Source organism: Microbulbifer mixtoriginis (SeqCode) (assembly GCF_052467705.1).
Map to the genome: position 1 here is coordinate 2666476 of NZ_CP174322.1, position 18984 is coordinate 2685459.

At 49.7% G+C, this 18984-nt stretch carries 17 protein-coding genes; 11 read left to right on the top strand and 6 right to left on the bottom strand.

What is annotated here, in order from left to right; translation table 11 throughout:
• Window positions 1-50 precede the first annotated feature (50 nt).
• The 6 genes from ACJJIB_RS11780 to ACJJIB_RS11805 form a co-directional block, all read right to left on the bottom strand.
• On the bottom strand, window positions 51-572 hold the full coding sequence (locus ACJJIB_RS11780; RefSeq protein ID WP_444886177.1) for a GNAT family N-acetyltransferase: 522 nt from the start codon (window positions 570-572) through the stop codon (window positions 51-53).
• A gap of 468 nt (window positions 573-1040) precedes the next feature.
• On the bottom strand, window positions 1041-3575 hold the full coding sequence (locus ACJJIB_RS11785) for an ATP-dependent DNA helicase (protein WP_444884915.1): 2535 nt from the start codon (window positions 3573-3575) through the stop codon (window positions 1041-1043).
• Window positions 3560-5152, bottom strand: coding sequence for a VRR-NUC domain-containing protein (locus ACJJIB_RS11790; protein ID WP_444886178.1), 1593 nt, complete (start codon window positions 5150-5152; stop codon window positions 3560-3562). The genes ACJJIB_RS11785 and ACJJIB_RS11790 overlap by 16 nt, the downstream gene beginning before the upstream one ends.
• A 437-nt stretch (window positions 5153-5589) precedes the next feature.
• Window positions 5590-6750, bottom strand: coding sequence for a glycosyl hydrolase family 28-related protein (locus ACJJIB_RS11795; RefSeq protein WP_444886179.1), 1161 nt, complete (start codon window positions 6748-6750; stop codon window positions 5590-5592).
• A 370-nt stretch (window positions 6751-7120) separates the two neighbouring features.
• A complete protein-coding gene (locus ACJJIB_RS11800; protein WP_444884913.1) occupies window positions 7121-7552 on the bottom strand; it encodes a hypothetical protein in 432 nt (143 codons plus the stop codon).
• Between the two features lie 408 nt (window positions 7553-7960).
• Window positions 7961-8377, bottom strand: a complete 417-nt coding sequence (locus ACJJIB_RS11805; protein ID WP_444886180.1) for a YbaN family protein — start codon at window positions 8375-8377, stop codon at window positions 7961-7963.
• Window positions 8378-8808: 431 nt separating this feature from the next.
• Here ACJJIB_RS11805 and ACJJIB_RS11810 point away from each other — a divergent pair, with 431 nt between their 5' ends.
• From ACJJIB_RS11810 to hypE, 11 genes are read left to right on the top strand one after another with little or no spacing between them, the layout of a single operon-like run.
• Window positions 8809-9951: a 4Fe-4S dicluster domain-containing protein gene (locus ACJJIB_RS11810; RefSeq protein WP_444886181.1), complete on the top strand. Its 1143-nt coding sequence runs from the start codon at window positions 8809-8811 to the stop codon at window positions 9949-9951.
• Window positions 9948-10424 (top strand): cyclic nucleotide-binding domain-containing protein, encoded by a 477-nt coding sequence (locus ACJJIB_RS11815; protein WP_444884910.1) that lies wholly within the window; start codon window positions 9948-9950, stop codon window positions 10422-10424. The genes ACJJIB_RS11810 and ACJJIB_RS11815 overlap by 4 nt, the downstream gene beginning before the upstream one ends.
• Window positions 10421-11239, top strand: a complete 819-nt coding sequence (locus ACJJIB_RS11820) for an FAD/NAD(P)-binding protein (RefSeq protein ID WP_444884909.1) — start codon at window positions 10421-10423, stop codon at window positions 11237-11239. The genes ACJJIB_RS11815 and ACJJIB_RS11820 overlap by 4 nt, the downstream gene beginning before the upstream one ends.
• Window positions 11215-12039: an NADH-quinone oxidoreductase subunit B family protein gene (locus tag ACJJIB_RS11825; RefSeq protein WP_444886182.1), complete on the top strand. Its 825-nt coding sequence runs from the start codon at window positions 11215-11217 to the stop codon at window positions 12037-12039. The genes ACJJIB_RS11820 and ACJJIB_RS11825 overlap by 25 nt, the downstream gene beginning before the upstream one ends.
• Window positions 12040-12054: 15 nt before the next feature.
• Window positions 12055-13365, top strand: a complete 1311-nt coding sequence (locus ACJJIB_RS11830; RefSeq protein ID WP_444884907.1) for a Ni/Fe hydrogenase subunit alpha — start codon at window positions 12055-12057, stop codon at window positions 13363-13365.
• The gene (locus ACJJIB_RS11835) at window positions 13343-13828 is read left to right on the top strand and encodes a hydrogenase maturation protease (protein ID WP_444886183.1); all 486 of its coding nucleotides are present in this window, start codon (window positions 13343-13345) and stop codon (window positions 13826-13828) included. Before ACJJIB_RS11830 ends, ACJJIB_RS11835 begins: the two co-directional genes overlap by 23 nt.
• Window positions 13829-13843: 15 nt before the next feature.
• Window positions 13844-14116, top strand: coding sequence for a hydrogenase/urease maturation nickel metallochaperone HypA (locus tag ACJJIB_RS11840; protein ID WP_444884905.1), 273 nt, complete (start codon window positions 13844-13846; stop codon window positions 14114-14116).
• A complete protein-coding gene (hypF, locus tag ACJJIB_RS11845; protein WP_444886184.1) occupies window positions 14106-16406 on the top strand; it encodes a carbamoyltransferase HypF in 2301 nt (766 codons plus the stop codon). The genes ACJJIB_RS11840 and hypF overlap by 11 nt, the downstream gene beginning before the upstream one ends.
• 6 nt (window positions 16407-16412) lie before the next feature.
• Window positions 16413-16655, top strand: a complete 243-nt coding sequence (locus ACJJIB_RS11850; protein WP_444888930.1) for a HypC/HybG/HupF family hydrogenase formation chaperone — start codon at window positions 16413-16415, stop codon at window positions 16653-16655.
• Window positions 16656-16659: 4 nt separating this feature from the next.
• Window positions 16660-17787: a hydrogenase formation protein HypD gene (gene hypD / locus ACJJIB_RS11855; protein WP_444884903.1), complete on the top strand. Its 1128-nt coding sequence runs from the start codon at window positions 16660-16662 to the stop codon at window positions 17785-17787.
• Entirely contained in the window at window positions 17753-18790 is a 1038-nt protein-coding gene (gene hypE, locus ACJJIB_RS11860) for a hydrogenase expression/formation protein HypE (RefSeq protein ID WP_444884902.1), read from the top strand. The genes hypD and hypE overlap by 35 nt, the downstream gene beginning before the upstream one ends.
• Window positions 18791-18984 lie beyond the last annotated feature (194 nt).

Genomic DNA, 18984 nt, shown 5'->3' on the forward strand with positions numbered 1-18984 from the left:
ACGGGTTTTCAGTGACAACTTTATAGATATTACTCACTTGGTAAGCCTTTTTACACAGAGGGCTGAGTATTAAAATAAAAACACTTTGCCGGAATACCCTCATCGTCATTACATATACCCCCCTGCAGCATTCCCGCTTTTAGTAAAACACGTTCTGAAGCAATATTTTCAGGCGCAATAGTCGCAATGAATTTGCCAATGCCAAAAGCTATTGTAGCGTAGTCAATCAGCCCAACCACTGCTTCGGTCGCCATGCCTTGCCCCCAGTAATCTCGGGAAAATGCATATTTAATCTCGGGATCAACTTGGTCATTAGGGTGGACAATACCGCAGAAACCAATAACCTCTAAAGTATTTTTTAATTCTACAGCGAACATACCATAGCCACGACTCATATAGTTATTATGGGTGACTTTCAGCCATGCCTTAGATTCCTCATAACTTAATGTATTTCCATCCCCAACCCATCGCATTGCCTCACTATCGCCATATACCTTTTGAATCATAGAGAGGTCTGAATCTCTCCATTTTCTAAATATTAAACGATTAGTGGTAAACAAACTTTCTCGCACTGCACTATTATCCCTTTCGCGCTAATGTTCAAATAACTAATAGACAGTGCATATCATAATCTATCCGACGAGTAACTCGAAGGGCGGGAATGATATTCACCATATTATTATGGTTGAATTCACTTTACTTTTAACGCTTGCCGCAGGAATTGATAACTGTTTATAGCTGCTTTGCTTATACTGACTATATTTAGTTTGCTAAATCTGCTTTACCGATAGTTTTCAAAATAGCGGCGGGAATACCACCAAGTAACGAGCTTGACTTGACGGTAATAGAAAACAGCTATCCTATAAGACTTATGTTAAAAGAATATAGCAGGCTTTACGGACAAATAAAAACTAATATTAAGTGCGACGTGGAATGGGAGTAAATTGTTAGTGGCGGCGTCAATGCGATACAACCACCTAACCGTTTATTTAGCTCAAAATAACGTTTGATAGATATTCGCTTAAATTCAAACGATATATTTATTCTACAGTACACTCGTTTAAGTTTTGCCAATTCCAAAAACAGCTTAATTGCTGTGAAAGTTGTTCACCACTCTTACTTGTTTGGATTTGCCAATGTTTGGGATAAAGGTTTTGATAAAACATATCCGCAAAACGGTAGTCAGCTAAAATAATAACGCCCCGATCTGACTCAGTGCGAATCACTCTTCCCGCTGTCTGCAATACCCGAGTCATACCGGGATAGCGGTAGGCAATATCAAACCCATTGACCGCTGAGGGGGACTGTGGGTGCTCCGCCGACTGTCGCAGCAGCTCTTGCTCTTCATTTACTTGGGGAAGACCGGTACCAACGATAATAGTGCCAATCAATTTCTCCCCAACAAAATCAACGCCCTCAGCAAAAACGCCGCCCATAATGGCAAAACCCAGGCTCTGTGCACCCTCACTAAACGAGGTCAGGAAGGCTTCTCTTTCGCGATCACTGGCGCCTGGCGTCTGTTGTAGCGGCTGTATTTCCGGATAATCCTGCTGGAAACGTTCTACGACCATTTGCAGAAAGTGGTAAGAGGGGAAAAACACCAGGTAATTGCCAGGACGGCTGAAGTAAACTCGGGCAATCAAGTCCACTAGTGCTGGGAGTGCACTTTTCCGAGCCTGATAGCGGGTATCCACAAAAGGGCAAAGAAAAACCCCCTGGTGGGAAGGCTCAAAAGGTGATGGCAGCATCAAGTAAGGCGTTTCTGGCTCAATCCCAAGCTGTTCAGTGACAAACTGTGTGGGGCGTAGGGTGGCTGAGAAGAAAATAGCTCCATGAAACTGGGCGCAAGATTCCTGTAGGAAACCCGCGGCATTCATACACATCAGCTTTAGTTGGTGTTCCCGCCAGGGGGCGTCCTGATCGATCACACGGGTCAGGGCCTGGTGTTGACCAGAAAGAATTTGTTCTATGCAGGCGTATCGATAAAGACTTTTCAACCATTCCCCGATCTCTTCAGGGGGGAATTTTTCCTGTTCAGATAATTCACTCAGTGCATCTAGTACCTTCTGGATAGCGCGAGACACAGTTGTAGGGCGATCCTCTTCGGAATTCAGCGGGCTACACCAGGCTTGTACATTTTGGCTTGAGCTTATTTCCTTATAGAGGTTTTGCTCTTGAAACCGTTTGCTCCATTGAGCAAGTGCGCGTACCAGGGATTGGATACGCCGGTACAACTGTGGGTGGTTACTTTTACAGGCCAGGGCCGCGCGGCGACTATCCCTGCGGCTCAAGCTAGCGCTGTACATTTCCCGTGCGCGCTCGCTTAAGTTGTGCGCTTCATCTACCAATAGTGCGCGCCTGTAACGCGGATCTTGTAGTGTGGAAATACGCACCAAAGGATCAAAGACGTAATTAAAGTCACAGACCACCAAATCCGCCCAGGGCAGCATTTGCAAGGACAACTCAAAAGGGCAGAGATGCCACTGATCTGCAACCTTCGCGAGCGCTTCCGGTGTGATCCAGGGTTGCCCCAGCAGTTGTTTGCGCGCTTGCGGCAGGCGGTCGTAAAAGCCCTGTGTGCGAGGACAGGTGCCTTCATCATCGCGGCTACACAATCCCAGTTTGCAAGCGCAGGTCGTATCACGCGCACGCAGCTCCAATAGTGAAAGCTTTAGCCCAATTCCATGTAGCTTAGCGATAGTCTCTCGCACTACCTGCCTGCCAGAGTTTTTTGCCGTGAGGTATAGCAGTTGGTCCAGCTTTTCCTCACCAAGGGCTTTGATAGCGGGGAACAGCGTACTAATGGTTTTGCCAATACCAGTGGGCGCCTCCACAACCAGTTGTCCTGCATCCCTAAGGCAGCGATAAGCGGATACCGCCAGCTGGCGCTGACCGGGTCTGTAATCAGGGAAGGGGAATGAGAGGCTTTTTGCTGTTTGAATCACTTGTTGCCGATGCGCTTGCCAGGACCTATGCCAATGGATATACAGACTGAGGGCATCTCCAGCAAAACTTTCCAAAGCCTCCCAGTTGAACAGGCTTTGCTCCGGGTAGGACTTTTTCTCTTTGAGGTTGTACCAGACCATCTGCAGGGAGACCTCTTCAACCGAACTCCCTTTTTGGCGCTGCTGTAGCAAATAGCAGAAACCGTAAATTTTAAGCTGAGCCCAATGTAGTAGGCGGGTGGTCTCGGGAAGCTCATCTGGATGGCAATAGGTGGTTTTGATTTCATCCAGTTGTGCCGGCTGGTGCAAGTCAGCTTGCGGATGAAGGATATCGACCCGTCCCTCCAAGAGGATATCCTGGCCTGAGCACTCCAGCTGAACCTGTAAACGGTATTCCGCTTCTGCGCCTTTGGGGCGACGTTTTTGCAGTTTTTGGTGAGCGCGAATGCCCTCCTGGGCGGTTGGGCCTGGCCCGCCGGTATGGATCAAATCCCCTCTGCGGCAAGAGAAAGCCACTAATTCACCCACAGATAACTTTAGGGAAGAGGCGCTTTCGGAGATATCATGCTCCTCAGTAGGCTCCGCCAGTAACGCTGCAACTGTGGGCTTACCCCTCAAGGCTGTAACCATTCCACATGTATCACCCGGTGGGGAATATTGTGAGCGGCAAAGAACGTCAGCCAGCGCTGCTGGTTTTGCTGGAGACGATCACCGGGGCCCTTGACTTCTAATAACTCATAACTTCCTTTTTTGGGAAACAGAATCAGATCTGGCAGGCCATTGCGGTGATGATTGATATCCCTGAGTAAACGTTGAAACAGTGCGTGCCAATGTTCTGCAGGAATACGATCCAGGGCCAGCTCCAGCAGTTCCTGGGGTAGTGCTTCCCAGGCTACCAGTGGATTGGCAATACCCTGTTTTCCACGGTAGGTTTGCATAACCCGCAGCTTTAGCGAGCTTTGACAAAGCTCTGACAGTCGCGATTCAAGTAAGCTCTGGCGTGATGAGTAAAAATTTGGGCTACGGAAATCACTTGGGGCTATTTGGAAAGGGTTATAAAAGGCACCTGGCACTGAAGCAAAGAGAATGTCCCAGATATAGAGGCCCAGTACCCCATTGAATAGACTGTTCTCTACATAGTGGCAGACACCTTCTTCCTGCCTTGCCACTTCCGCAGCTGCCAGAATTTCTACTCTTTTTGGGGCCTGGGGTAGGGTAAATATTTCTTGCGGTGACTGATAAGGCTGGGGATTCTTCCAGGTTTGAGCACAGTCCATGCGCTTGGCCGTGCGATACCCAAAACTCTCGGCAAAACATCGTTCGGCTTCATTGAGGGGAGATTCGAGAATTTCACGGCATAGGGAAAGCGCCTGATCGAAATTACCACGCTTTGCGGCAATTCTCGTCCGGCGTTCACGGGCAGGCGGCTGCTCACAATCCTGATAGAGTCTCTCTGCAGCTTCCAACTTATCCAGTCTTTCCAGTTGTCGCGCCAGCTTCAGGCGTAGACGATCCACACGCCTGGCCAAAGTCAAATCTCCAGGAATGCCAGCGGGTAATTGACCAGTCAGTTTATGGATTCCACCGGCATCACCAGAGAGTACCTCCTCAGCTTGTTCAAGGCAGCTGTAATAGAGTAAGTACTGCTCAATCTGCTCTCGACTCTGGAAGGGCAGCTGGTGACTATCTAATGGGTAGGGCTCATATTGGTATAACCCCAGGTCCTTCAGTACGTACTCCGTAAGGCTCTGGTTCAGATTGCCAAAAAAACAAAGCTGGAAGGTTTGAAAGCACTCGGCCCTTTGAACTGCAAGCAATGCCTCATCGGCCATTATCCGTTCTCGCCATTCAAAGGAGGCCGCCAATAAAGCTTCCTCTAACTCTCCCCGTTTTAGGGACTTGCGCAGGCCAGCAGGCCCCGCTGAGAGCAGTTCCGCCTTAGTAAACAGCGCTATAAGTTCGCGGTCTGCCAGGGGTGGGTTCCTTTTTAAAAAACCAGCAGCGCAAAGAGAGTCAATGGCCTCACCAAGATCGTCAATTTCTCTGTAAGACAGTTTCCCCTCTCTGAACAGTGCCCCCAAAGATGATGGAATACCCTTTCGGGATAGCAACCGAACATAAAGGCGCTGACTGTCAGCATCAAGCTCGTAGAACTCACGATAAAAGTTAATCTCAGCAGGGGAAAGTAGCTGCTTGTAGCGGGACACTACAAAATCAACCAAGGCCCGGAAGTTGGTCAAATAATAGTCAGGTGCTAGCTCGATAGTGGCGGCCATAATATGGGGACAAATGGTTAGCGTTGGTCTGCTGTGGCAGAAAGGCTGTATGGTTATACAGCATACTAGCCTAGGGGACAAAGGTCTAAGCTGACTTTAGGGCCACGCCCTCTCTGAGGCTGTCTACACTGTGACTATTTCATCATTGGGGGGGAAGTAAACTTACTATCAATAATTTCTAATCATCAGCTGTGAAGAATGGACTCTATATATTAATTATAAAAAATCTTAGTCTTTACTTTCCTGGCCACGGAAGTTATTAACCCTTTATAGGTCGTGATAAATGTATCATTTAATCTTGACCTGACAGAATCACTTCACTATTGATATGATAAAGATTGCCAGGCCAAGCATTTATTGTTAATGGTTTAGTTTAAAAAAGTAATCGAATTAGTGGCATCTCCTTGGTTATAGACTCTTGAGCCACATCTATAACATAGATTACCCATCCCTTTAACATTTGAACTCCCAACCCCAAGCCAAATAGCAGTACCTCGATTGCCATTATTAAAAATGTTATTGCTGATTAATCCGTAATCAGATGAGGAATACACCAAGTCAAAATTGTACTTTGGTGAGGTGTTGGCAAAAGTATTACCTGAAATATTAAATCTAACACCATTCCCTGTAAGTTTTACACCGAAACCATTTTTTTCTGCTGTTTTTCGCAGATAAAAAAGATTGTTTTTAACACTAATGTCATTTATGTCATTTGCAATGACGCACGAAGCTCTGCAGTTTATATGGCTATCGCTAATATTTAGCTGAGGCTTCGTGCTAGCGACTCTTGTCTCCATACGAACCCCCTCATTAACAGCCACTAAATTGGAATTCTCAACAAAAAGACCTTCATGGTCATATACTGAAATGGCTGATTTGGCATGGTAAATAGATGTTTCTGAGATAGTGATTTCAACAGGCTTACCACTGCCGCGCATCAAAATACCCGCATCACTCATAGGTGAATCACCTGAGTTACGCCCTGAAAATCGATAGCCACTTATCATTGCTCCAAGCGAGTTATCAATTATCAGCCCATAATTCCAGCCATCACTATTAACACCATCATGACCATATGCCTCGACATCACGGACGATAATTTTTGCTCGAGTACGTGGTTGAATTATACCACTCGATAAATAACTCTCCCCATCATATTGAAAGGCATTTCCAGAGTCAGATGCTTTTGTTATGAGAGATACTCCTTGTAAAAGAGCAACGCCATCAAACCCTTTTGGTGGTTTAAAATATATACCACTGCCTGAATTCCAAATAAGCGATGTAATACCCATCCCATCTCCTTTTAATCCTTGTGTGTGGGAATTGAAATTTAGCCGGGAGGAGAGGTTATATTCCCCGGCTGGCACATATACAACACCTGTTGATTTTTTTATCGCAGTATTAAATGCAAGAGTATCATCTATACCATCATTAGGTATTGCACCATGGAAAGTAACGTCGTTTATAGAATTTGCCTGAATATCGAAAGACATCAAAGCAAAAAACAGACAAAAAAGAATCCCTTTCATGTATTCCACTCACTAAGAATATATTTATAACAAATCTACTTGAAGGTTATGCAAGTAGATTCCAAATCTTACTTTAAGTACTCTTGGAAACACAAGAAAAGAGGCCTTACTAATGAGCTCTAAGATAGGCACTTCATACATGCTTAGGTTAAAAATGAATGGGAAGTGTGTACCAATTTTTCAGAGGAATCTAAAAGCAAGCTGGTTAAAAATTTTTATGTAAAGCTGAGACCCTTTTGAAATCTCATGCAGCCTAATAGCAACTTTCACAACAGGGACATTAATTTTGTAGGGGCTGTTAACATTGGGCATAGACTCATTACTAGCAACATAAAACCCGCAATTAAATTGCCGTTTTAAAAGGCAACTTTTACTTTATATACCGAAAAACTTTACGATACCTAAAAATAATAAACCAAAGAAATAGGGCTAATGGTGTAATCATTAATACAGCCATTTGGTTTTTTAATACCGCCATATTCATTGTGATGATCACAGTCCCCAATTCATAGATATCGGTGGCAATGATCACAGGAAGGAAAAACGCCCAAAATCTCGCGCTGCCAATTTTTTTGGCAAAAGCCAACCCAAAGAAACCCACAAAATAAGTGGTATAGATGATCAGGCTCGCTATCAACCACCAGATCGACTGATTGTATTCATTGTAAGCAAAGGCTTCATACTGAGAGATCACTTCTATCGGAACCAGAAGAAAAAACAATACCTTCCAGAGTACACTTGGCTTGTAGATTAAAGATTCATTACCAAGAGCACTCTCTGGGGCCCGGTAGAGTTCCTGCATGAAACATCCCTATTGTTATTACTTTGCAGTTCAATAAAGCTTATGTTACTAACACAAGATCCTTGAAGCTTCCCGAAGAAGGAGCCTATTAGTGGGCGCCTCAATCAACGAGAGGGCGCAGAGGATATTCTGATCCCAGGCAAAGTCAACTAATTCAATCCCCATTTTTATAACAATGCGAAATCAACCTGAAAACTCTTGTTTTTAGTCAAATTCATACTGTTTGAATACAGAAAAACCGAGGAAAAATCGGGGCAATACCTATTAGGTGGTAAATTACTGTGACGATAAACGCAAAGTCAGGTTTTAACCTTTGGTGACATAAGTTACAGGTTTAATACATTTCCACTTCACGAAATCATTCTTTTTTATCGCCCGTTTATTAAATACTAAAGGCCACCTTGACCATCAGCCCGTTGGCTCAGGCCGACTCCAAATCCAGATTAGCCCACAACCGATACCACCAACTGCGAAAAAGAGTAAATACAGATTGGAAATGTGATGAACGGCAAGAGCCATAGAAAGTGCCATGGTCAGCGTAGCCAGTAGTTTGGTTCTCCTACTGATGTAACCACTACGCCAGGTTCTTAATAGGTGACCAAATAAGTGATGCTCCTCAATCCATTGATGCAGCCGTTCAGAGCTTTTAGAGGCCGCCCAGGCACCAACAACAATAAATACGGCAGAGGGTAACCCAGGCAGGATGGCACCAATAATTCCGACAAGCATAAAGAAACAAGCCACGGCCCCCCATAGCCAACGCATCCACCCTTTGGCTAACGGAGGGGTTTCCATGTCAGGTACTTCTTCATTATGTTGACTCAACCTAAATCTCCAGTTTTAAAATCTGTTAAACAGATAAAACAATGGCTATTAGCAGCTATCTGCTCACTATATCAAAGAGGCACTAATGAGTGACACCTGCAACTTGCATTCTTACTGCGGAGATTGGCTCTCAATATACAGTTGTGGGGCAGGCAAGATTGTTACAAAGGCAACCATTGTTGTTTTCTAATGTGCTACAGGGGCACGTCTTCATACTTTTATTGATAATTCGTAATGTCCAGCATGATAAAAAGTACCGCCTAAAAACTGTCGTCATCAATGCTCTTTAACAGAAGAAAATAACAATACGACTTTCTTCCCTTATGCCTGTAACCCAGTGTTGAAAAACACTTCTGCTTTAACACTACACTGATTAACAAAGCCGCTCTCGGCTACCAAGCTGCATGTTTTATTATTGAGCATTAAGCACTATGGATTATCGGCTACAAGCGCCCGATCTGGAGTGCCTTATACAAGCAATCCGCGATAGAGGATTCCTGCTGTATGGGCCCAGATTGACCGATGGAGCCATCACATTCGGTGAAGTTCACTCACTCTCAAATCTGCCTCAAGGCTGGACCGATGAGCAGCAGGCTGGGCAGTACCGAGTTAAGCGCCGGGAAGATGAAGCTTACTTTGGCTATGCCGTAGGGCCTCATTCCTGGAAGAAATACCTGCAATTACCCCGCCGGCCCATATGGAAGGTCTCCAAGCAACATCAAACCATAGAAATCGTTGAGACTCAGGAGTCAGCCCCAAAGCAGGCATTCCTGGGAGTTCGAAGCTGTGAGCTGCACGCCATTGCTATCCAGGATCGTATCCTGTGCCAGGGGGAATATCCCAATGAGAGTTACCACCAAAGGCGGAAACAGTTGTTTACCGTTGCGGTGAATTGCACCTCGGCAGCGGATACCTGCTTTTGTACTTCGATGAATACCGGTCCAGAAGTCACTTTGCCCAGCGATCTCACCTTGACAGAGGTGATTGAAGCCGGGGAGCACTTTTTTCTGATCACCAGTGGCTCGGATGCCGGTAAGGAGCTTCTGGAGCAACTCCCCTTGCTTCCAGCAAGTGAGGGGGAAAGTAAACTGGCTAAAGGTAAGGTGAAGCGCCTTGAGGAGGAAATGCGGCGTGGACCACGCCACTTCGATAGCTCAGATTTGAAAGAGCTACTCTATAGAAACCTCGATAGCCCGAACTGGGATAAAGTCGCTGATCGCTGTCTATCTTGTGCCAACTGCACCATGGCCTGTCCAACCTGTTTTTGCTCCACCGTTGAGGACACCACCGATCTCAGTGGCGAACATGCTGAGCGCTGGGAGCGTTGGGATTCCTGCTTTACTGCAGATCTCAGTCATATTACCGGCGGCTCCGTACGCGCCGATACCCGGTCACGCTACCGGCAATGGATGACTCACAAACTGGCCAGCTGGCACGACCAATTTGACAGCTCTGGTTGCGTGGGCTGTGGTCGCTGCATCACCTGGTGCCCTGTGGGTATCGACCTCACCGAAGAGGTCCGAAATATCCGAGCCCTGGATCAAAAACAGACGCCCAGCCAGGAGTCACCATGAAGACCATTGCCGATCTTCTTCACGAGCATCCTTTCTTTCAAGGTTTGGCAGAGAGTGATCTGCAGTTTCTGGCTTCCTGCGGTGAGAACTGTATTTATCACAAGGGCGACTACCTGGCGCGGGAAAATAGTCAGGCAAACCACTTTTTCCTGATTCGCAGTGGCCGGGTAGCAGTAGAGACTTTTGTACCAAATCGCGGCCCTCTGTGCCTGCTCACACTCCATGGCGGTGATATTTTCGGGTGGTCCTGGCTGTTTCCTCCCTATATCTCTGCTTTTGATGCCCGCGCCATGGAAGATGTTCGCAGCCTGCGCCTGGGCGGGGAATGCTTGCGCAATAAATGCGAACAGGAACCTAAACTGGGTTTTGAGCTGATGAAGCGCTTTGCGCGAATTGCTACTGAACGGCTGCAGTCCGCACGTATTCAGTTGCTGGATATTTACGGCCCAGATCACCAGGGCCACCCAACATGATCCCCTCCGTTTACCGGGTGTGCCAGCGGCGCGTGGAATATCCGGGGACTTTCACATTACAGCTGGAAGCTAAGAACGGTAGGCGGCATAAGCCACCGATGAATTTTGCTCCCGGTCAGTTCAATATGTTGTACGCCTTTGGTACCGGAGAATCCGCCATTTCCTTTAGTGGACTGGGGAGCGGGGACGGCAAGCTCATCCATACCATTCGCGCCCAGGGGAATGTCACCCGGGCCCTAGAGCGCCTACAGGAGGGAGACACTTTAGGTGTAAGGGGGCCTTTCGGCATCGGTTGGCCTCTAGATACTGCCGCTGGCAAAGATCTTTTGATTATTGCCGGCGGTCTCGGACTGGCGCCGTTGCGCCCAGTAATCTATGCGGCGCGGCGGGAGCGACTTACCGCACGCGAGGTGCGTCTCTTTTATGGTGCCAGGCGCCCAAGTGAATTGCTATATAGAGAGGAGCTCGCTCAGTGGAGCACCCAGCTCGAGCTTGAGACTTCGGTAGATCACGGTGATGGCTCCTGGCCTGGGCATATTGGTGTGATTACCGATCCTCTGCAGGCCACACAAATAGATGGCGCCAACTCGGTGGCGTTTCTGTGCGGCCCTGAAATTATGATGCGCTTTTGTATCCAGGTTCTGATACGCAAAGGTGTGCCAGAGTCCTCTATCTATCTTTCGATGGAGCGCAATATGAAATGCGCCATCGGTCTCTGCGGACACTGCCAGTGGGGTCCAAACTTTATTTGTAAGGATGGTCCTGTTTTTTGCTATGAGGATATTCGCCCATGGCTGCAGATTCGCAGCTTATAAGCCGGCAGCCCCACAAACCCAAACTGGCGGTCTGGAAATTCACCTCCTGTGATGGCTGCCAACTCAGCTTGTTGGACTGTGAGGATGAGCTGTTGCTGTTGGGGCAGGAAGTGGAGATCGCCTATTTTATGGAGGCCTCCAGTAAGGTGGAGGAGGGGCCCTACGATATCTCCCTGGTGGAGGGCTCCATTACGACACCCGCCGACCTGTTGAGAATTCAGGAGGTGCGGCGTCAGTCAAAGTTCCTGGTAAGTATTGGCGCCTGTGCCACTGCCGGCGGTATCCAGGCACTGCGCAATTTTGCCGATGTCGTCGAGTTTACTTCTGTGGTTTACGCCGAGCCCTCTTATATCCATACCCTAAAAGAGTCCACCCCCATTGCCGCCCATGTGCCGGTGGACTTCGAGCTGCAGGGCTGCCCGATCAACAAACTGCAACTGTTAGAGGTCATCAGTGCTTTCCTGAACTCTCGTGCACCTCAGGTTTCCAGCCATTCAGTGTGTATCGAATGCAAACTTAAGAACAATGTCTGTGTGTGGGTGGCCCATGGCACCCCCTGCATGGGGCCGGTAACCCATGCTGGTTGTGGCGCGCTTTGCCCTAGTTACAACCGCGGTTGCTATGCCTGCTATGGCCCGAAGGAGAACCCTAATGGTGAATCCCTGTGTCACTGGTGGGAACAAAATTTAGGAGCAGACAGATCAACTGTCATTGAAAATCTACGTAATTTCAATGGTTTATCACCTCATTTTAAAGAAATTAGTCAAGATAGAGAGCATCGCCAAAAGGGAAAATCCTAACGGGTAGAGCAACTAATGGCCGGTAAAAGTAAAACCATCAAAGTCGATTATTTGGCACGCGTTGAAGGCGAGGGTGCGCTCTATATACGCTACGACGATCATGGTGTGCACGAAGTACAATTAAAGATCTTTGAACCCCCACGCTTCTTTGAAGCCTTTTTGCGGGGGCGCGATTACACCGAAGCACCAGATATCACCGCCCGTATTTGCGGCATTTGCCCAGTGGCCTATCAAATGAGCGCGCTGCACGCCATGGAGAACGCGCTGGGTCTGTTTCCTACAGAACCCTTGAGAAATTTGCGCCGCTTGCTCTACTGTGGAGAGTGGATCGAAAGCCATATGCTGCATATCAGCATGTTGCATGCACCGGACTTTCTCGGCTATCCCAATGCCGTGGCCATGGCCAAAGACCACCCAGAGGTTGTACAACGGGCGTTGGAAATCAAGAAAACTGGAAATGCGCTGGTGCGTCTGCTTGGGGGTAGGGAGGTCCACCCAATCAACGTGCGCGTAGGGGGCTTTTATCGAGTGCCCAGCCTGGAGTCCTTTCAAGCACTGCGCCCCCAATTGTTAGAAGCCCACAATCTGGCAGAACTCATGGCGCGTTGGGCGGCGGGTCTTCCATTTCCCCATTGTGAGCAGTCCTATGAATGCGTCGCCCTGTCCAACCCCAGTGAATACCCCATGAATGAGGGGCGTATTGTTTCCAATCGCGGGCTGGATATTTCGGTAAAGGACTACGAAAAACATTTTCGCGAACAGCAGGTACCGCACAGTACGGCATTGCACAGTCTATTGATCGAGCGGGGCGCCTACCTTGTCGGGCCCATGGCGCGCTACAACCTCAACTACTCCCAACTCTCAGGAGAAGTGAGAAGCCTTGCCGAGGCGTTGGGTTTCCGAGCCCCCTGCAATAATCCCTTCAAAAGTATTGTGGTGCGCTGCCTGGAAGTACTCTACGCCCTGGAGGAAGCAGTGCGCCTCATCGATGCGTTTCAACCCCCCGATAAGCCCTACCTGGCTGTAGAACCCAGAGAGGCTAGTGGCTGTGCCGCTACCGAGGCCCCTCGCGGACTGCTCTATCACCGCTACGCCATGAATGAGCAAGGCAAAATTACTTTTGCCAAGATCGTCGCTCCCACCTCTCAAAATCAAAAAACTATCGAAGATGATCTACGCCTGATGCTGCCAAAATTCATGCACCTGCCCGAGCAACAATTACAGGGTTTATGTGAGCGCGCCATTCGCAATTATGACCCCTGTATTTCCTGCTCAACCCATTTCCTGCAGCTACATTTGCAACATGAGCCAAAAAGAATCTCCTGAGCGCTGGCTGCTGGTCAGCCTTGGCAATCGCTTCCGGGGAGACGATGGTGTGGGGCCCTATCTGCTCGACAAGCTGCGCAGCCAATTAAAAGGAAGCGCAGATTTTCTGGAGAGCGGCAATGACATGGTAACCCTTGTGGGGCATTGGAAAGATCGTCAGGTTTGCCTGGTAGATGCGATTTTGTCCGATGAGCAAAAATCGGGCGAACTAATCCGAGCCGATGGCCTGGCCGATATTATCGCGCCCAGTAACTGCACGACCTCCAGCCACGGTTTTAACCTCAGAGAAGCGATCGACTTGGGCAGAGTGCTGGGGGCATTGCCCCGCAGGCTGGAAATTTTTTCCATCTGTGCCGAGAACATCAGCTCCTGTGATCGTCTCACTGCCGCAGTGAAGTTAGGCGCGGAGCGTGCCGAGCAGGAGCTACTTGCGTTTCTACAAGGCGATAACGGACAAAGCTGATAATGGAGACCAGTGATGCATGAACAGTCCTTGATCAGCAATCTGATCGAAAAAATACAGCAGCTTGCCGAGAACGAAGGCGCCAGGGTAGTGGGTGCCAAGCTGCGCCTAGGTGCCCTGGCTCATATATCCGCCCCACATCTACGGGAACACTTCGAACAGGCAACCTTCGGAACCAGCCTAGAGGGATTGCAACTGGAAATTGAAGAGCTCACTGATATTCACCACGCCGAAGCCCAGGACATTATCCTGGAAAATCTGCAATTTGAGGCCAGTGATGGACAATGAGCGTCGCCGGCTAGCGATTAAAGGCCTGGTACAGGGCGTAGGGTTTCGACCCTATATTTATCGCTTGGCGCGGGATTGCCAACTGACCGGCTGGGTTGCCAACCATAGTGGTGGATTACAGTTGGAGGTTGAGGGAAAAAGCACAGGCATCGAGAAATTCCTGCAGCGTTTGCCTCTGGAAAAGCCGCCGCACAGCCTGATACTCAGTATTGATAGTGAGGTAATTCCTGCCGAGGGTGACAGCGATTTTCAGATTCGAGAAAGCACCGTTGCCGCCGCACAATCTACCCTGGTGCTGCCAGATATAGCTCCCTGTAACTCCTGCCAGGCCGAATTGCAGGATTCCCGTAACCGCAGGCACAAATACCCATTCATCAACTGCACGCACTGCGGCCCGCGCTTTAGCATCATTGATAAGATGCCCTATGATCGCGCCAACACTGCAATGGATCAGTTTCCTCAATGCGCCAAATGCCAAGCCGAATACACCAATCCCGAAGACCGCCGTTTTCACGCCGAACCCAATGCCTGTCCAGAATGTGGCCCACAGCTGCAGCTCTGTGATAGCAAAGGCAAGGTGCTTCTCACCGGCCTGGCAGCCTTGAATGAGACGTTCGCCAACCTGGCCAGTGGAAAAGTCGTTGCACTGAAAGGTGTAGGGGGGTTCCAACTATTGGTAGATGCCGGCAATAGCCAGGCATTACAGACATTACGCAAACGCAAGCAGCGCCCACACAAACCTTTTGCCCTGTTGTATAGCTCTTTGTCAGCAGCACGACGTGATTGCCGGATTTCTGAGTTGGAGGCAAAACTGCTTACTTCACCGGCACGCCCCATCGTACTACTGGAAGCAAAACCGGAAGCGAATGCCAGGGTACACGAGCTGGTAGCGCTGGGTTCACCAGATCTGGGGGTGATGTTGCCAGCCTCACCACTGCATCTACTCCTTGCCGAAGAGTATGCGGCCCCCCTTGTCGCCACCAGCGGCAATTTGGCTGAAGAGCCAATTTGCATTGAAAATACGGAGGCTTTGCGGCGCCTTGGCAAAATTGCCGATTTTTTTTTACTGCATAACCGCCGCATAGTGAGGCCACTGGATGACTCGGTACTGCGGGTAGTAGAAGACCGTCCCTTGATGTTACGCCGTGCTCGCGGCTATGCCCCACTACCCATTACCCAGGCAAAACTGTCACAACAGGCACTCACCCAATCCTATTTAGCCCTGGGGGCAGATTTAAAAAATTCCGTGGCGCTGTCCCACAATGGTTGGATTTATCAGAGTCAACATATTGGTGATCTGAGTAGCGCCACCGCAATTGAGCACTTTGACCGCACAATTGCGGACCTCACTGGCTTACAACAGCGCCGACCACAAACGCTGATCCACGACCAGCACCCAGGCTATAGCTCTCACCGCTGGGCAATGCAACAGCAGGCACCACGCTTGGGGGTACAACACCATGTTGCCCATCTGTTTTCCTGTATGGCCGAACACTGTCATAGTGGTGCCGCACTCGGCGTCTGCTGGGACGGCACTGGCTATGACAGCAGCGGCATAGTGAGGGGCGGGGAGTTCCTCCTCTGGGACGGTAAATCGCAAGTGGAACACGTCGCCAGCCTGCGCACATTTCCCCTGCCAGGCGGGGAAAAAGCCGTGCGCGAACCACGGCGGGCTGCGGCGGGCCTGCTATATGAAATTTCCGGATACATGGCACTGCAACACCAGCTGCTCAAGCGCTGCTTTACCCGCAGTGAACGCCGTAACTTGGTCACCATGCTGGAAGGTGAGGTCAACAGCCCTCTATGCAGCAGTGCCGGGCGCCTGTTTGATGCTGTGGCCGCACTATTGGGGCTGTGTAGCCAGTCGAGCTATGAGGGGCAGGCCGCCATGGTGCTGGAACATAGTGCCCGAGGAATTCAGAGTAGTGACAGCTATCCATTCGACCTGTATCAGCGTCAAAGCAAGTGGGAGCTGGACTGGGCCCCCTGTATTAGCGCCTTGATACACGATGAAGGTAAGTCGCTGCCGCAACGGGCTGCGGCTTTCCACAATACCTTGGCAAATATGATTCTGGCAGTGGTCAGTGAGATCGGGGAGCGTCAGGTCTTTCTCTCCGGCGGTGTTTTCCAAAACCGAAGACTAACGGAACGCACCGCGACACTGCTGCGTGAGCGGGAATTTACCGTGCATTGCCACAGCCAGGTCCCCCCCAATGATGGCGGTATTGCTCTTGGGCAACTTCACTATGCCCACTGCATGGCTGCAGCCGGACAATCTGCGGGGGACTAAGTGGGCATGTGCTTAGGTATTCCCGGCCTTATTGAAGAGATCACAGACAATTCCCCCCTGGAACGCCTGGGCAAGGTACGTTTTGGCGGCATAGCCCGGCAAGTCAACTTATCCCTGGTGCCAGATGCCGGCGTTGGCGATTATGTGGTAGTCCATGTGGGTATCGCCATCAGTCAGATACGGGAAGAAGAAGCCGAACGTGTTTTTCGCGACCTGGAATCCCTGAGCGGGCCGAGCGGCCAGGAGTGATGCCGTGAAATTTGTCGATGAATACCGCCAGAGCGAAACTATCCAAAAGATAGCCACAGAAATTCGCAAAGAAACCACGCGCCCCTGGACGATTATGGAAGTGTGCGGTGGGCAGACTCACGCCATCGTTAAGAATCGCCTCGACCAGTTACTACCGCAAGCAATAGAGTTGGTTCATGGACCGGGCTGCCCGGTTTGTGTGACCCCCCTGGAGACCATTGATCGGGCCATTGCCATCGCTGCATTACCGGGAGTGATTTTCTGTTCCTTTGGCGATATGTTGCGAGTACCCGGGTCAGAACACAGCCTGCTCGATGTGAAAGCCAATGGTGGCGACATTCGCATTATCTATTCCCCCCTACAGGCGGTGAAGATTGCCGAGGACCACCCAACAAAGCAGGTGGTCTTTTTTGCCGTAGGATTTGAAACAACCGCAGCCGCGAATGCCATGGCTGCCACCCAAGCCAAACAAAAGTCGCTTAAGAATTTTTCCCTGTTGGTTTCCCAGTTTTTGGTGACACCTGCCATCGCGTCTATATGCGCCGCCAAGGATACACGTGTGCAGGGATTTCTTGCCGCTGGCCATGTGTGCTCAATTACTGGTTACGAAAGCTATCTGCCCCTTGCCGAAAAGTATCAGGTGCCGATTGTCGTTACCGGCTTTGAACCCCTGGATATTCTTGAAGGTTTGTTGATGTGCCTGCGCCAATTAGAGCAGGGCAGTTATCAGGTGGAAAACCAGTATCTAAGAGCGGTAGAGCGAACCGGCAACCGCCCGGCACAAGTGTTACTGAACAATGTATTTAGCGTTTCTGCTCAGTGTTGGCGGGGCCTGGGTGAAATTCCAGCGAGTGGCTTGGCACTTGCTGAAGAGTTTTCAGATCTCGATGCAACAAAGAAATTTGCATTGCCAGAGATCAAACCCCGGGAGCAACACCAGTGTATGAGTGGTGCCATTATGCTCGGCCTCAAAAAGCCCGGCGACTGTCCCCATTTCGGCACAACCTGCCGCCCAGACCACCCCCTGGGCGCCCCCATGGTTTCCTCCGAGGGTGCCTGCTCCGCCTACCACCGCTATAGCCAACAGGTAAAAACCCGTGAATCTTCAATGTCCTCTCCCAACAACCAATAAGGACAGTATCCGCCTGGGGCATGGCAGTGGTGGCGAGATGACCCAGCAACTTCTGAAGGAGTTTATCCAACCTCTGTTCAAAAACACCTGGATCGACCAGGCCCACGACAGCGCTACCTTGCCTTGGGATTCTGATCGCCTGGTATTCACCACCGACTCATTCGTAATTACCCCTTTGTTTTTCCCCGGTGGGGATATCGGCAAATTGGCCGTTTACGGAACCGTCAATGACTTGGCCATGGGCGGTGCCGAGGCAAAATTCTTGAGTTGCAGCTTGATACTGGAAGAAGGGTTGCCGTTCAACACATTAAAAAGAGTGCTGCAATCCATGGCTGCCGCAGCCGAGGAAACCGGTATAAAGCTGGTTACCGGGGACACCAAGGTCGTGGAGAGAGGCAAGGGCGATGGTATCTATATCAATACCAGTGGAGTGGGTAGCTTACTGAGTAATCACCCAATAGAACCCAGTTATATCCGCCCAGGTGACAGAATTCTATTGTCCGGGGATATTGGCCGACACGGCATTACCGTTATGGCAAGCCGTGAGGGATTGGAATTCGAAACTGCACTCACCAGTGACTGCGCCCCGCTCAATGCTGCAATTTCAGCATTGCTGCAGGGCGGTATTCCGCTTCACTGTTTGCGGGATCTCACTCGCGGTGGTCTCGCGACGGCCCTGGTGGAACTGGCCGAAACCAGTGGGCAGGCCTTCGAACTGGATGAAGCGCAGATCCCAGTCTGCGAATCAGTCTACGGAGCCTGTGAAATGCTGGGCCTAGACCCCCTTTACGTGGCCAACGAGGGGCGTTTCGTTGCATTTATTCCCGCAGAGTGCGCTGATCAGGCCAGCGCTATCCTAAGAGAGGAACGGGTAGGGGCATCCTGTGCAATTATTGGAAAAGTCACTGGCAAGCCCAGTGCCCAGGTTATTCTAAAAAACAGCCTGGGATGTGATCGCCTGTTACAGCGCTTGCCAGGAGAACAGTTGCCAAGAATTTGTTAGCCAATAGCATTTATAAACATCCTGCGGAAACATTGATAGCAGCCTCAACCTCCCTGGCATTGTTCATTTTAATGTCATGCATTGCCCTGATTCCCGCCCCGCAGTTTCGGGTAAGGTTCTGATTAAACTAAGTGCTAGAGCGCGATTAGTTGGCAGTGGCGTTTTGTCACAGCAAGCGGCTGGCTTCATTTTTA

Bases quoted from the DNA above. Each gene is read 5' to 3' on its own strand.
- ACJJIB_RS11785 (WP_444884915.1), bottom strand. From the start codon at position 3,575: ATGGTTACAGCCTTGAGGGGTAAGCCCACAGTTGCAGCGTTACTGGCG.
- ACJJIB_RS11795 (WP_444886179.1), bottom strand. From the start codon at position 6,750: ATGAAAGGGATTCTTTTTTGTCTGTTTTTTGCTTTGATGTCTTTCGAT.
- ACJJIB_RS11800 (WP_444884913.1), bottom strand. From the start codon at position 7,552: ATGCAGGAACTCTACCGGGCCCCAGAGAGTGCTCTTGGTAATGAATCT.
- ACJJIB_RS11810 (WP_444886181.1), top strand. From the start codon at position 8,809: ATGGATTATCGGCTACAAGCGCCCGATCTGGAGTGCCTTATACAAGCA.
- ACJJIB_RS11815 (WP_444884910.1), top strand. From the start codon at position 9,948: ATGAAGACCATTGCCGATCTTCTTCACGAGCATCCTTTCTTTCAAGGT.
- ACJJIB_RS11820 (WP_444884909.1), top strand. From the start codon at position 10,421: ATGATCCCCTCCGTTTACCGGGTGTGCCAGCGGCGCGTGGAATATCCG.
- ACJJIB_RS11825 (WP_444886182.1), top strand. From the start codon at position 11,215: ATGGCTGCAGATTCGCAGCTTATAAGCCGGCAGCCCCACAAACCCAAA.
- ACJJIB_RS11830 (WP_444884907.1), top strand. From the start codon at position 12,055: ATGGCCGGTAAAAGTAAAACCATCAAAGTCGATTATTTGGCACGCGTT.
- ACJJIB_RS11835 (WP_444886183.1), top strand. From the start codon at position 13,343: ATGAGCCAAAAAGAATCTCCTGAGCGCTGGCTGCTGGTCAGCCTTGGC.
- ACJJIB_RS11840 (WP_444884905.1), top strand. From the start codon at position 13,844: ATGCATGAACAGTCCTTGATCAGCAATCTGATCGAAAAAATACAGCAG.
- hypF (WP_444886184.1), top strand. From the start codon at position 14,106: ATGGACAATGAGCGTCGCCGGCTAGCGATTAAAGGCCTGGTACAGGGC.
- ACJJIB_RS11850 (WP_444888930.1), top strand. From the start codon at position 16,413: ATGTGCTTAGGTATTCCCGGCCTTATTGAAGAGATCACAGACAATTCC.